10 protein-coding genes are annotated in these 12,614 nt (G+C 61.5%); 6 read left to right on the top strand and 4 right to left on the bottom strand.

The genetic code is table 11. The features are described 5' to 3' along the window. Positions 1-11 precede the first annotated feature (11 nt). From grrM to grrP, 3 genes are read right to left on the bottom strand one after another with little or no spacing between them, the layout of a single operon-like run. Complete coding sequence (gene grrM, locus Q3Y53_RS08205) at positions 12-1,199, bottom strand: cyclophane-forming radical SAM/SPASM peptide maturase GrrM/OscB (RefSeq protein ID WP_303534940.1); 1,188 nt, start codon at positions 1,197-1,199, stop codon at positions 12-14. After that, positions 1,196-1,597, bottom strand: a complete 402-nt coding sequence (gene grrA, locus Q3Y53_RS08200) for a GrrA/OscA1 family cyclophane-containing rSAM-modified RiPP (protein WP_226425242.1) — start codon at positions 1,595-1,597, stop codon at positions 1,196-1,198. The genes grrM and grrA overlap by 4 nt, the downstream gene beginning before the upstream one ends. Positions 1,598-1,637: 40 nt before the next feature. After that, complete coding sequence (gene grrP / locus Q3Y53_RS08195) at positions 1,638-2,498, bottom strand: extracellular substrate binding-like orphan protein GrrP (protein WP_303534936.1); 861 nt, start codon at positions 2,496-2,498, stop codon at positions 1,638-1,640. A gap of 181 nt (positions 2,499-2,679) precedes the next feature. Between grrP and Q3Y53_RS08190 the strand changes: the two genes are divergently transcribed. Beyond that, a complete protein-coding gene (locus Q3Y53_RS08190; RefSeq protein WP_303535328.1) occupies positions 2,680-3,747 on the top strand; it encodes a trypsin-like peptidase domain-containing protein in 1,068 nt (355 codons plus the stop codon). 37 nt (positions 3,748-3,784) lie between these two features. Then, a complete protein-coding gene (gene rpiA / locus Q3Y53_RS08185) occupies positions 3,785-4,504 on the top strand; it encodes a ribose-5-phosphate isomerase RpiA (protein WP_303534934.1) in 720 nt (239 codons plus the stop codon). On the opposite strand, the gene hisD is transcribed toward rpiA, so the two are convergent. Continuing rightward, the gene (hisD, locus tag Q3Y53_RS08180; protein WP_303534932.1) at positions 4,497-5,804 is read right to left on the bottom strand and encodes a histidinol dehydrogenase; all 1,308 of its coding nucleotides are present in this window, start codon (positions 5,802-5,804) and stop codon (positions 4,497-4,499) included. The two genes, rpiA and hisD, sit on opposite strands and share 8 nt — an antisense overlap. A 108-nt stretch (positions 5,805-5,912) precedes the next feature. On the opposite strand from hisD, the gene rpsT reads away from it, so the two are divergent. The 4 genes from rpsT to Q3Y53_RS08160 all read left to right on the top strand — a co-directional run bounded on the left by rpsT (position 5,913) and on the right by Q3Y53_RS08160 (position 12,574). Further along, the gene (rpsT, locus tag Q3Y53_RS08175) at positions 5,913-6,209 is read left to right on the top strand and encodes a 30S ribosomal protein S20 (protein WP_226425246.1); all 297 of its coding nucleotides are present in this window, start codon (positions 5,913-5,915) and stop codon (positions 6,207-6,209) included. 48 nt (positions 6,210-6,257) lie between these two features. Beyond that, the gene (locus Q3Y53_RS08170) at positions 6,258-7,046 is read left to right on the top strand and encodes a TatD family hydrolase (RefSeq protein WP_303534929.1); all 789 of its coding nucleotides are present in this window, start codon (positions 6,258-6,260) and stop codon (positions 7,044-7,046) included. A gap of 281 nt (positions 7,047-7,327) precedes the next feature. Beyond that, positions 7,328-10,621, top strand: coding sequence for a DNA-directed RNA polymerase subunit beta (gene rpoB / locus Q3Y53_RS08165; protein WP_226425248.1), 3,294 nt, complete (start codon positions 7,328-7,330; stop codon positions 10,619-10,621). Between the two features lie 48 nt (positions 10,622-10,669). Continuing rightward, positions 10,670-12,574 (top strand): DNA-directed RNA polymerase subunit gamma, encoded by a 1,905-nt coding sequence (locus tag Q3Y53_RS08160; RefSeq protein WP_226425249.1) that lies wholly within the window; start codon positions 10,670-10,672, stop codon positions 12,572-12,574. The last annotated feature ends 40 nt before the right edge of the window (positions 12,575-12,614 follow it).

Below are 12,614 nucleotides of genomic sequence, written 5' to 3'. Positions count from 1 at the left end.
GGAGAATTGGATCAATTGGGCGTGAGTGCCGTCAGGGGAGGACCCTCTTCAAATCGCTCCAACAGCACCTGAACAGGAATCTGGGTGCCGAAGCGGCAGGCGTTGGTTTCACTGGAGGCGAGGGTGCCGTGCTCCCAGAACTTGTTGCTGCCGTTGCCACCGCCACAGAGGCCGAAGTATTCGCAGCTCTTGTGGCAGGTCTCCACACCACTGCTCATATCGGCCATGAGTCGCCGGAACTGATCGGTGTAGGTGGATTCCACCAGCGACAAATCCTTGAGATTGCCGAGGTTGAAGCTGCCGTAGCGGTCACTTGCCACCGACAAAAGCTCGGGGTCGAAAGTGGAGAAATTTCCCTCCCAGTCAACGCTGAGGATCGAGAACGGGCGATTGAGCTCGTTCTGGGTCATCCGCTCGTTGCCTTGGATCAGGCTGATGACCTGCTCGAATTCGCGCAGCACCACGGGATAACCGTCCTGCTCGCTCAGCCGCCAGAAGGCCCGCAGGAAGTCGCGATACTTCCCCTCCATCTCTGAGCCTTGCATCGAGGAACTGGTGTTGATCCCCTCCTGCTCCTCAACGTTGAAGCCCACTTCGCTGATGCCGTTGTCGCGGAAGAAGCGATACATCCGCTCCGGTTGCTCCATGGCATCGGCGGTCACCACCGAGATGCAGTGGAAGGGCACATCATTGCGGTGCAGGGCTTCAATCCCTTTCATCGCCATAGCATGGGAGCCGCGCCCGTTGCGGAAGCGCCGGTGGGCGTCGTGGATGTCTTCAGGGCCATCCACACTGATGCCCACCACGATGCGGTTGCGCCGGAAGCAGTCGCACCAGGCGTCGTTGATCAACGTGGCATTGGTCTGCACGTGCTGGGTGAAGTCCAGCCCCTGGGCATTGAACTGATCGAGGCTGCGATACAGGATCGCTGTCGCCTCGTCATACCAACTGGTGGGCAAGGTGAGCGGTTCACCGGCGTGCCAAACCAGGGAAAATTCAGGCCCGGCATAGGGGCTTTCCAGGATCCGCTGCATCAGCAAGGGCAGCAGATCGAGGTCAAAGACTCGTTTCTTCTGCCGATCCGGCAGATAGCAATACGAACAATCGAGGTTGCACAGCGAGGTGGACTGCACAACCACGAGACCGATGGGCCCGAACCGGTTGAGGTCGGGCCTGACGTTGGGAGAAGAAACGATCACCAGTTCACGAATCCGCCGCCACCGTTGCCCCAGGCCCCGCCACCGTTGCGCCAGCCGCCGTAGTAGTTGCCGTTGCCCCAGGTGTTGCGGCTATTGCCCCACTTGTTGCCGCTCTTGCCGTTGCCCCACTTGCCCTTGCCGCGGCTGTTGCCGAATTTCTTGCCCTTGCCGTTGCCCCACTTGCTCTTGGCAACCAGCTCGTCATCCATGTCGGAGACCTGGAGCAGGCTGCCCCAGTCGGTGTTCCGCACCGCTTCGATTCGGGCTTCGATGCTGTTGGTCTTGGCCTGGCCGGTCAGTTGCTCTGGAGCGGTGTAGGTGGAGCTGGCTTCGGCGGTCTGGCAGAGCACGGCGCTGGAGGCCAGCAGTGCTTGAAAGGCAATCAGAGAACGCTTCATGACTGTTGATGGATAGAGAACAAAAGCAAGCGAGGAGTCGTCAGATTCCCGGTGTCGCTGGGGTGTTGATTTCTGCGGTGATGCTGAGGATCAGGCCGTAAAGGGAGCGGATCACGTCCTGGCTCAGGCCCACGTCGCTACCCGGACCAATCCAACGGTTGATCATGCGGCGCGTTCCCGCATCGCCATCCATGTAGGCCTGCATCATCTGGCCCAAGGCGATGTTGGTGGAGGAGAGCAGCTTTCCGTTGTCCTGCTTGACGATGCAGCTAATGCCGGAGCGGCCGTAGGGGCGGAAGGGCAGCAGCGCCGTCTTGTCGATGCGGCTGTTTGCGGCCAGCCACAGGGTGCCGCCCCCAAGTATTGGAACGTCACCTTCGTAGAAAGCGTTCAACGCTTCGATCGGGGTGTCGTAGCTCTTCAGCGTGGCGCCGGGCACCACACTCTTCAGCACCTTGGCGGAGGCGGTGTCCTTCACCACCCCGATGGTTTGGCCCTCGAGTGAGTCAGGGGTTCCATCGATGGTGGTGTCGTTGGCGGTCAGCAGACGGGTGCCGCCAACGCCGAAGGGAAGGCTGTAGCTCACCTGGGTGGAGCGCCCCCAGGTGAAGGCCACGCCACAGGCGATGTCGGCTTTGCCGGTGATCACGGCGCCGATGCCGTCATTCACCGACTTCGCCACCCGGTAGTCCACCTTGCGGCGCTTGGCCTGAATCCGGATCTGTTCAAGAACATCAACCCCGAGGCCCTCGTAGCCGGCATCCGTTTTGTGATACATCGGCTTCATCTCCTCAAAGATCACCGCCTTGAGCGTTGTGCTTTCCGCTGAGGCTTGAGGGGTGAGGGCAACCGGGCCAGCCAGGGCAAGCAGGGCTGCCGCTGGAGCCAGAAGTGCACGCATTTGAAAACTGCGTTTCCTGATTTGTTAGCTGGAATCGCCGACCTTGTCCGCCCATCGCGAAAGGCGTTGTGAGATTGCGTTCGATTTGGACCAAGGCCCGCTTCCCTGGCTGGATCCGATAAAAAGAAGGCAATTCACAGGTCTTGTGTTGCGTTACGCCCTGCGTCAACTCTTGGCCGTGCTGGTGGCCGTAGCCGTCCTGGTCGGTGATGGACCGTCCGTCCAGGCTTTGGAACACAGCTTTGTGGCCGATGCCGTTCAGCGGGTGGCCCCGGCTGTGGTTCGGATCGACACCGAGCGCACCGTGGAACGCCAGCCGTTTGATCCCACGCTGCTCGATCCCCTGCTGCGGGACTTGCTGGGGGATCCTCCGGCAGGTCCGGAGCGGGAACGGGGCCAAGGCTCCGGTGTGGTGATTGATGCCAAGGGGCTTGTGCTCACCAACGCCCATGTGGTGGATCGGGTGGAGTCCGTCAGCGTCACCCTGGCCGACGGGGAGCAGCGGGATGGACGGGTGGTGGGTACCGATCCGGTGACAGACCTGGCCTTGGTGCGTCTCGAGGGCAATCAACTACCGCCGCGGGCTCCCTTGGGTGATTCGGAAGCCATGCAGGTGGGCGATTGGGCGATCGCCCTCGGTACTCCCTTCGGATTGGAACGCACGGTGACCCTTGGCATCGTCAGCAGCCTGCACCGCAATATCAACAGCCTTGGTTTTGCTGACAAACGGCTTGAGCTGATTCAGACCGACGCCGCTATCAATCCCGGTAATTCCGGCGGGCCGTTGGTCAACGGCGATGGTCAGGTGATTGGCATCAACACCCTGGTGCGGTCGGGCCCTGGGGCCGGCCTGGGTTTTGCCATCCCGATCAACCTGGCCCGCCGGGTGGCTGATCAGCTGCAGCAGCAGGGTGAGGTGGTGCATCCGTACATCGGTCTGCAACTGGTTGCTCTTACACCGCGCATCGCGCGCGATCACAACAAGGACCCCAATGCCCTTGTTCAGCTGCCGGAACGCAGCGGTGCCTTGGTGCAAGCCGTGCTTCCCGATGGCCCGGCCGAAAAAGCAGGACTGCGCCGCGGCGATCTGTTGATCACCGTGGATGAGCGCGACATTCCTGACCCTCAGGCGCTGCTCGAGGTGGTGGATGCCGCCGCCATCGATGTTCCCTTGCCCTTGAAGGTGCTAAGGGCGGGCCGCGAGCTGACCCTTTCCGTCAAACCGGAGCCCCTGCCTGGGATGGCTTGAAACCCTTGCTACGGTCGCGCTCTAAAGATGTGACCTGATGGCTGATCTTCAGACCCAGATGAAACAGGCGGTGGCTGATGCCGCTGTTGAACAGATCAAGGACGGCATGGTGCTGGGCCTGGGATCAGGTTCCACCGCAGCGTTGATGATTCAGGGCTTGGGGGCCAAGCTCGCCAGCGGCGAACTCAAAGACATCGTTGGTGTGACCACCTCCTTTCAAGGTGAGGTGCTGGCCGCGGAACTCAATATCCCCCTGCTCAGCCTCAATGCCGTCAGCCGGATTGATCTGGCCATCGATGGTGCCGACGAAGTCGACCCTGGCTTCCAATTGATCAAGGGCGGTGGCGCTTGCCACGTGCAGGAAAAACTCGTGGCGGCACGGGCGGATCGTTTTGTGGTGGTTGTGGACTCCACCAAACTGGTGGACCGTCTCAACCTCGGTTTTCTGCTTCCGGTGGAAGTGCTGCCCGGGGCTTGGCGCCAAGTGAAGCAGCAGCTGGAAGCCCTCGGGGGCAGCGCTGAGCTGCGAATGGCCCAGCGCAAGGCCGGCCCCGTGGTCACCGATCAGGGCAACCTGGTGTTGGACGCCAAAGTCGACGGCGGCATCTCCGATCCAGTGGCTCTGGAACAGACCATCAACAACATCCCTGGTGTGTTGGAGAACGGCCTGTTCGTCAACATCACCGATGAGGTGTTGGTCGGCGAGATCGCCGATGGCGTGGCGGGTGTCCGCAGCCTGGAGAAGCGCCTCAGCTGAGGCGCCGCCGCACTGATTCAGCGTGGCTGTGAAGGCCTTCACTGGTGGCTAGCTCCTGCACAGCTGAACCCGTTGCTTCCAGCGCAGCACGGTTGAAACCGATCAGCGAGGTGTGACGCATGAAGGTCTCAACGCTCAGGGCCCCGCTGAAGCGCGCAGCTCCACAGGTCGGCAATGTGTGGTTTGGGCCTGCCAGGTAATCCCCCACAGCTTCTGGGGACCAGGGGCCCAGGAAAATGGCTCCGGCGTTCTGAATGCGATCCGCCAGGGGTTCGGGCCGCTCCACCAGCAGCTCCAGGTGTTCGGGGGCGAAGCTGTCGCTGAGGCGGGCACAGCTCTCGAGGTCGTCGCAGACCACCACCAGCCCCCAGTCCCGCAGAGCGGCCTCGCAGATCTCCTGGCGGGGGTGATTGGCCAGCTGTTCGGCCACCGCAGCGTTGATCCCGTCGGCCAATGCAGGGTCGGTGGTGATCAGCACCGCCGCCGCTAGAGGGTCGTGCTCCGCCTGCGCCAACAGATCCGCCGCCACCTGGTCGGGCTTGGCGGAGTGGTCCGCGATCACCAGAACTTCGCTCGGTCCCGCTAGGGAATCGATGGCCACCTGGCCGTACACCGCCTGTTTCGCCAGGGTCACGTAAAGGTTGCCTGGGCCACTGATGACATCCACCTTGGGCACGCTATCGCTGCCGTAGGCCATGGCGGCGACAGCCTGGGCACCTCCGAGGCGGAACACCGTTTTCACGCCGGCAAGATGAGCTGCTGCTAGCACTACGGGGTTGACCGCACCACTCCGTCCGGCGGGGGAGCAGATCACCACGTCCTTCACGCCGGCGACCCGAGCTGGCACCGCATTCATCAGCACGGTGCTGGGGTAGGCCGCTCGTCCTCCGGGCACGTAAAGACCCGCCCGCTCGACCGGTCGCCAGCGCCGCCCGAGCTGTTCGCCGTGGGGGCCCGTCACCGCCAGATCGGCGGGACGTTGGCGTTGGTGGAAATCGGTGATGCGGCGATGGGCCAGCTCCAGGGCGTCCCGCAGGTTGGTCGGAAGCGAAGTCCAGGCCTGTTCGAGGGCCTCGGGGGAAACCGCCATCGGTTCTGGCCGGAAGCCATCGAACCGTTCGGTGAAATCGGCAATGGCCGCATCGCCGCGGTCGCGTACCGCCGCAAGAATGGTTTCAACCCGCTCACGGGCTTCACCTTGCTGGGTTTGTGTGGTGCGGCTTGATAACCGTTGCAGTTCCGTCTGGGCCTGTTCCAGATCCCGCACGATGCGAAGGGGAGCAACGGCCGGTTGGCTCACAGACAAAGGAACGGTGGGAGATTTCGGTCAAGTTAGGACTCCACAACGCAGGGAAGGGGGTCCTGTCAAGGAGTAAGGTGATGGATTGTTCGCAACGTTGAAGCCTCAGTGGCCAATAACAAGTCAGCCAAGAAGCGGATTGAAATTGCTGAGCGCAACCGTGTGCGCAACCGCACCTACAAGTCGTCGATGCGCACCCTGATGAAGCGCTGCTTCGCCGCCTGTGATGCCTACAGCGCGACCCCTGGTGATGAAGCCAAGGCCAGCGTGCAGACCTACATGCGTGCCGCCTTCAGCAAGATCGACAAGGCCGTGAAAGTTGGTGTGCTGCACCGCAACAACGGTGCCAATCAGAAGTCCCGCCTCAGCGCGGCCGTGCGCAAGGTGCTCGAGCCCGCCAGCTGATTCGGTTCCAACCGGCAGAATGGGCCGAAAGCGCGTTTCGGCCCAGCTGTGTCCCCTACCCCGACGTTGATTGACAGCCACTGTCACATCGTCTTTCGCAACTTTGACGACGACCTCGATGAGGTGGCCTCACGTTGGCGTGAGGCTGGGGTTGGTGCTCTGCTGCACGCCTGCGTTGAACCCTCTGAAATTCCGGCGATCCGCGCCTTGGCTGATCGGTTTCCGGAGATGCGCTATTCCGTCGGCGTCCATCCACTGGACACCGAGCATTGGCGGGATGACACGGTGGCTGTGCTGCGTCGGGCGGCCCTCGAGGACGATCGGGTGGTCGCCATCGGCGAACTCGGGCTCGATCTTTTCCGTGACAAGAATCTGGATGAGCAGCTCGCTGTGCTGCGTCCTCAATTGGATCTGGCGTTGGAGTTGAACCTGCCGGTGATCATTCACTGCCGGGATGCCGCCGAGCCGATGCTGGATGAACTGCGGGCCCGCAAGGCTCAGGGCCGTTGCCCTGGAGGGGTGATGCACTGCTGGGGCGGCACCCCTGATGAAATGCACCACTTTCTGGATCTCGGTTTTTACATCAGCTTCAGTGGCACCGTCACCTTCCCCAAGGCGGAGCCCACCCACGACTGCGCCCGTCAGGTGCCGGAGGATCGTTTCCTGGTGGAAACAGATTGCCCTTTCCTGGCCCCTGTGCCCCGCCGTGGCAAGCGCAACGAGCCGGCCTTCGTGGCCTCCGTTGCAACACGGGTGGCCGAGCTCCGCGGCGTGGATCTCGACAGCGTGGCCTGCAGTAGCACCGCCAACGCCCGGCGTTTGTTCGGACTCCCTTAACTGGGGTTTCAAGAGTGTCGAGTCCATATGTAAGATGTTGTATTGGCCTGGCCATGCGCAGGATTCCTTCTTGTGCGTGGTGCCTGAAGCGTCCATTTCCTTCCGGTGCATTTGTCGTCGTCAGCTGATCTGACCCGCGATTTCTGAACAGCAGCAGCGGCGCTGTCGGTTCCGTCCTGGAAACCGTCAGTGCCGCTGCTGTGTCGAATCGTCTTGTCGGGTGAGCTTTTGCCGCCAATCCAGTCCTCCCCAGTCCCTTCGTCCTCTCTGCCGGTCCCCGCATGAGCAGCAGCGCGATTCAGGTCGCCAAGACCGCCACCTACCTCCCTGATCTGGTGGAGGTGCAGCGGGCCAGCTTTAAGTGGTTTTTGGATCAAGGTCTGATCGAGGAGCTGGAAAGCTTCTCTCCGATCACGGATTACACCGGCAAGCTGGAGCTGCACTTCATCGGTAGCGAGTACCGGCTGAAGCGCCCCCGCCATGATGTGGAAGAGGCCAAGCGTCGCGATGCGACCTTCGCCTCGCAGATGTATGTGACCTGCCGTCTGGTCAATAAGGAGACCGGTGAGATCAAGGAGCAGGAGGTCTTCATCGGCGAATTGCCGCTGATGACCGAGCGCGGCACGTTCATCATCAACGGCGCTGAGCGCGTGATCGTGAACCAGATCGTGCGTAGCCCCGGTGTCTATTTCAAGGATGAAATGGACAAGAACGGCCGGCGCACCTACAACGCCAGCGTCATCCCCAACCGGGGTGCCTGGCTGAAGTTTGAGACAGATAAGAACGACTTGCTCCACGTTCGTGTGGACAAGACCCGCAAGATCAACGCGCACGTGCTCATGCGTGCCATGGGTCTGTCTGACAACGACGTGCTCGACAAGCTGCGTCACCCCGAGTTCTACAAGAAGTCGATTGATGCCGCGAACGACGAGGGCATCAGCTCGGAAGACCAGGCTCTGCTTGAGCTTTACAAGAAATTGCGTCCGGGTGAACCCCCCTCAGTGAGTGGTGGTCAGCAGCTGCTGCAGACACGTTTCTTCGATCCCAAGCGCTACGACCTCGGTCGGGTCGGCCGCTACAAGATCAACAAGAAGCTGCGTCTCACCATCCCCGACACGGTGCGCACCCTCACCCATGAGGACGTGCTCTCCACCCTCGATTACCTGATCAACCTGGAGTTGGATGTTGGCGGCGCCAGCCTCGATGACATCGACCACCTCGGCAACCGCCGCGTGCGTTCCGTGGGTGAACTCCTGCAGAACCAGGTTCGTGTGGGTCTGAACCGTCTCGAGAGGATCATCAAGGAACGGATGACCGTCGGAGAAACCGATTCGCTGACCCCAGCGCAGTTGGTTAATCCCAAGCCCCTGGTGGCGGCGATCAAGGAGTTCTTCGGCTCCAGCCAGCTGAGCCAGTTCATGGACCAGACGAACCCTCTGGCTGAGCTCACCCACAAGCGCCGCATCTCGGCTCTCGGACCCGGCGGTCTCACCCGTGAGCGTGCAGGCTTCGCTGTCCGCGACATTCACCCCTCCCACTACGGCCGTCTCTGCCCGATTGAGACGCCGGAAGGTCCTAACGCCGGTCTGATCAACTCCCTGGCCACCCACGCCCGGGTTAACGAGTACGGCTTCATCGAAACTCCGTTCTGGAAGGTGGAGAACGGTGTCGTCCTGAAGGAAGGCGATCCGATCTACCTGTCTGCAGACCGGGAAGACGAAGTGCGCGTTGCCCCTGGTGATGTGGCCACCGAGGATGACGGCAGGATTACGGCGGATCTGATCCCTGTGCGTTATCGCCAGGATTTCGAGAAGGTCCCCCCCGAGCAGGTCGACTACGTCGCCTTATCACCGGTGCAGGTGATCTCCGTGGCAACGTCCCTGATCCCCTTCCTGGAGCACGACGACGCCAACCGAGCACTGATGGGCTCCAACATGCAGCGTCAGGCTGTGCCGTTGCTGCGCCCCGAGCGTGCCCTGGTGGGCACCGGCCTGGAAACCCAGGTGGCCCGCGACTCCGGCATGGTGCCGATCTCCCGGGTGAACGGCACTGTCACCTATGTGGATGCCAACGCCATCGTTGTCCAGGACGAGGACGGCAACGACCACACCCACTTCCTACAGAAGTATCAGCGCTCCAACCAGGACACGTGCCTGAACCAGCGCCCGATCGTCCGCTGTGGCGATCCGGTCATCGTCGGTCAGGTGATGGCGGATGGCTCGGCCTGTGAGGGCGGTGAGATCGCCCTGGGTCAGAACGTTCTGATCGCTTACATGCCCTGGGAGGGTTACAACTACGAGGACGCGCTGCTAGTCAGCGAGCGTCTGGTCACCGACGACCTCTACACCTCGGTTCACATCGAGAAGTACGAGATCGAAGCGCGTCAGACCAAGCTCGGACCCGAGGAAATCACCCGCGAGATTCCCAACGTCGCTGAGGAAAGTCTCGGCAACCTCGATGAGATGGGCATCATTCGTGTTGGTGCGTTCGTCGAAAGCGGCGACATCCTCGTGGGCAAAGTGACGCCCAAGGGCGAATCTGATCAGCCGCCCGAAGAAAAGCTTCTTCGCGCGATCTTTGGTGAGAAGGCTCGCGATGTGCGCGACAACTCTTTGCGTGTGCCCGGCACCGAGCGTGGCCGCGTTGTGGATGTGCGCATCTATACCCGTGAACAGGGTGATGAGCTGCCCCCCGGCGCGAACATGGTGGTGCGGGTTTATGTGGCCCAGCGCCGCAAGATTCAGGTCGGCGACAAGATGGCCGGCCGCCACGGCAACAAAGGCATCATCAGCCGCATCCTTCCCCGGGAGGACATGCCCTATCTGCCCGACGGAACCCCGGTCGACATCGTGCTCAACCCCTTGGGTGTGCCGAGCCGGATGAATGTGGGACAGGTGTTCGAGCTGCTGATGGGTTGGGCGGCGTCCAACCTGGATTGCCGTGTGCGCATCGTTCCCTTCGATGAGATGTACGGGGCTGAGAAGTCCCAGCAGACCGTCGAGACCTTCCTTAAGGAAGCCGCCAAGCAGCCCGGCAAGGGTTGGGTGTACGACCCTGAGGATCCCGGCAAGCTGCAGTTGCGGGATGGCCGCACCGGTCTGCCTTTCGATCAGCCTGTGGCCGTGGGCTATTCCCACTTCCTCAAGCTGGTTCACCTGGTGGACGACAAGATCCACGCCCGTTCCACCGGCCCCTACTCCTTGGTCACCCAGCAGCCCCTGGGCGGTAAGGCACAGCAAGGCGGTCAGCGTCTGGGTGAGATGGAGGTGTGGGCACTCGAGGCCTATGGCGCCGCTTACACCCTGCAGGAACTGCTCACGGTCAAGTCCGACGACATGCAGGGCCGTAACGAGGCCCTCAACGCCATCGTCAAGGGCAAGCCAATCCCCCGCCCCGGTACGCCGGAATCCTTCAAGGTGCTCATGCGCGAGCTTCAGTCCCTGGGTCTGGACATCGCCGTCTACACCGATGAAGGCAAGGAAGTGGACCTGATGCAGGACGTGAACCCACGTCGCAGCACCCCCAGCAGGCCCACCTACGAATCCCTCGGCGTCGCGGATTACGACGAGGACTGACGGATCAACGAACGAACCGATTCCCCGCTCCTTCTTCCTTAACCGTCAATGACCAACAGCAACCTCCGCACCGAGAACCACTTCGATTACGTCAAGATCACCCTCGCCTCACCCGATCGGGTGATGGAGTGGGGACAGCGCACCCTGCCCAACGGCCAGGTTGTCGGTGAGGTCACCAAGCCGGAGACCATCAACTACCGCACCCTCAAGCCCGAGATGGACGGGCTGTTCTGCGAAAAGATCTTCGGCCCTTCCAAAGACTGGGAATGCCACTGCGGTAAGTACAAACGGGTGCGTCACCGGGGCATTGTTTGTGAACGCTGCGGTGTGGAGGTCACCGAGAGCCGCGTGCGTCGTCACCGCATGGGCTTCATCAAGCTGGCGGCACCGGTTTCCCATGTCTGGTACTTGAAGGGGATCCCCAGCTACGTGGCCATCCTGCTGGACATGCCCCTGCGGGATGTGGAGCAGATCGTTTACTTCAACTGTTATGTGGTGCTGGATCCCGGCGACCACAAGGACCTGAAGTACAAGCAGCTGCTCACGGAAGACGAGTGGCTGGAAATTGAAGACGAGATCTACGCCGAAGATTCCGAGATCGAGAATGAGCCCGTAGTGGGCATCGGTGCCGAGGCCCTCAAGCAACTGCTGGAAGATCTCACCCTCGATGAAGTGGCTGAGCAGCTGCGTGAGGAGATCAACGGCAGCAAGGGGCAGAAGCGCGCCAAGTTGATCAAACGTCTGCGCGTGATCGACAACTTCATCGCCACCAACGCCCGTCCCGAGTGGATGGTGCTGGATGTAATCCCGGTGATTCCGCCTGATCTGCGTCCGATGGTGCAGCTCGATGGCGGTCGCTTTGCCACCAGTGATCTCAACGATCTCTACCGGCGGGTGATCAACCGCAACAACCGTCTGGCGAGGCTCCAGGAAATTCTGGCCCCTGAAATCATCGTTCGCAACGAGAAGCGGATGCTTCAGGAGGCCGTCGATGCCCTGATCGACAACGGCCGTCGCGGTCGCACCGTGGTAGGTGCCAACAACCGTCCGCTCAAGTCACTGAGCGACATCATCGAAGGCAAGCAGGGCCGCTTCCGTCAGAACCTGTTGGGTAAACGGGTCGACTACTCCGGTCGTTCCGTGATCGTGGTGGGTCCGAAGCTGAAGATGCACCAGTGCGGTCTGCCCAAGGAGATGGCGATTGAGCTGTTCCAGCCCTTCGTGATCCACCGCCTGATCCGCCAGAACATCGTCAACAACATCAAGGCGGCCAAGAAGCTGATCCAGCGGGCCGACGATGAAGTGATGCAGGTGCTGCAGGAGGTGATCGACGGTCACCCGATCCTGCTGAACCGTGCTCCAACCCTGCACCGTCTCGGCATCCAGGCCTTCGAACCCAAGTTGGTGGATGGCCGCGCCATTCAGCTGCACCCACTGGTCTGCCCAGCCTTCAACGCTGACTTTGACGGTGACCAGATGGCCGTTCACGTGCCTCTAGCCATCGAGGCTCAGACCGAAGCACGCATGCTGATGTTGGCCAGCAACAACATCCTGTCGCCCGCCACAGGCGAGCCGATCATCACCCCGTCTCAGGACATGGTGCTCGGCTCCTACTACCTGACAGCGCTTCAACCCGGTGCCACCAAGCCCGATTTCGGCGATCGCAGCTGCACCTTCGCGGGTCTGGAGGATGTCATCCACGCCTTCGAAGACACCCGGATTGGTCTGCATGACTGGGTTTGGGTCCGCTTCAACGGTGAAGTTCAGGACGATGAAGAGCTGGATGCGCCCAGCAAGAGTGAATCCCTCAGCGATGGCACGCGCATCGAAGAGTGGAGCTTCCGCCGCGATCGCTTCGATGAAGACGGTGCCTTGATCAGCCGCTACATCCTCACCACCGTGGGCCGTGTGGTGATGAATCACACAATTATCGACGCGGTGGCCGCCGCCTGAATCGAGCCAGACGCCCTTTTCCTCCATTCCTGATCCGCGC

Origin of the sequence: Synechococcus sp. YX-04-1 (genome assembly GCF_030546365.1) — a bacterium.
GTDB lineage: Bacteria > Cyanobacteriota > Cyanobacteriia > PCC-6307 > Cyanobiaceae > Parasynechococcus.
Note: the sequence above shows the minus strand (reverse complement) of the source record. Positions and strands in the feature narration are given on the sequence as shown.

Excerpts from the sequence above, each read along its gene's own strand:
- grrA (WP_226425242.1), bottom strand. The coding sequence starts at position 1,597 with ATGAAGCGTTCTCTGATTGCCTTTCAAGCACTGCTGGCCTCCAGCGCC.
- grrP (WP_303534936.1), bottom strand. The coding sequence starts at position 2,498 with ATGCGTGCACTTCTGGCTCCAGCGGCAGCCCTGCTTGCCCTGGCTGGC.
- Q3Y53_RS08160 (WP_226425249.1), top strand. The coding sequence starts at position 10,670 with ATGACCAACAGCAACCTCCGCACCGAGAACCACTTCGATTACGTCAAG.
- rpoB (WP_226425248.1), top strand. The coding sequence starts at position 7,328 with ATGAGCAGCAGCGCGATTCAGGTCGCCAAGACCGCCACCTACCTCCCT.
- rpiA (WP_303534934.1), top strand. The coding sequence starts at position 3,785 with ATGGCTGATCTTCAGACCCAGATGAAACAGGCGGTGGCTGATGCCGCT.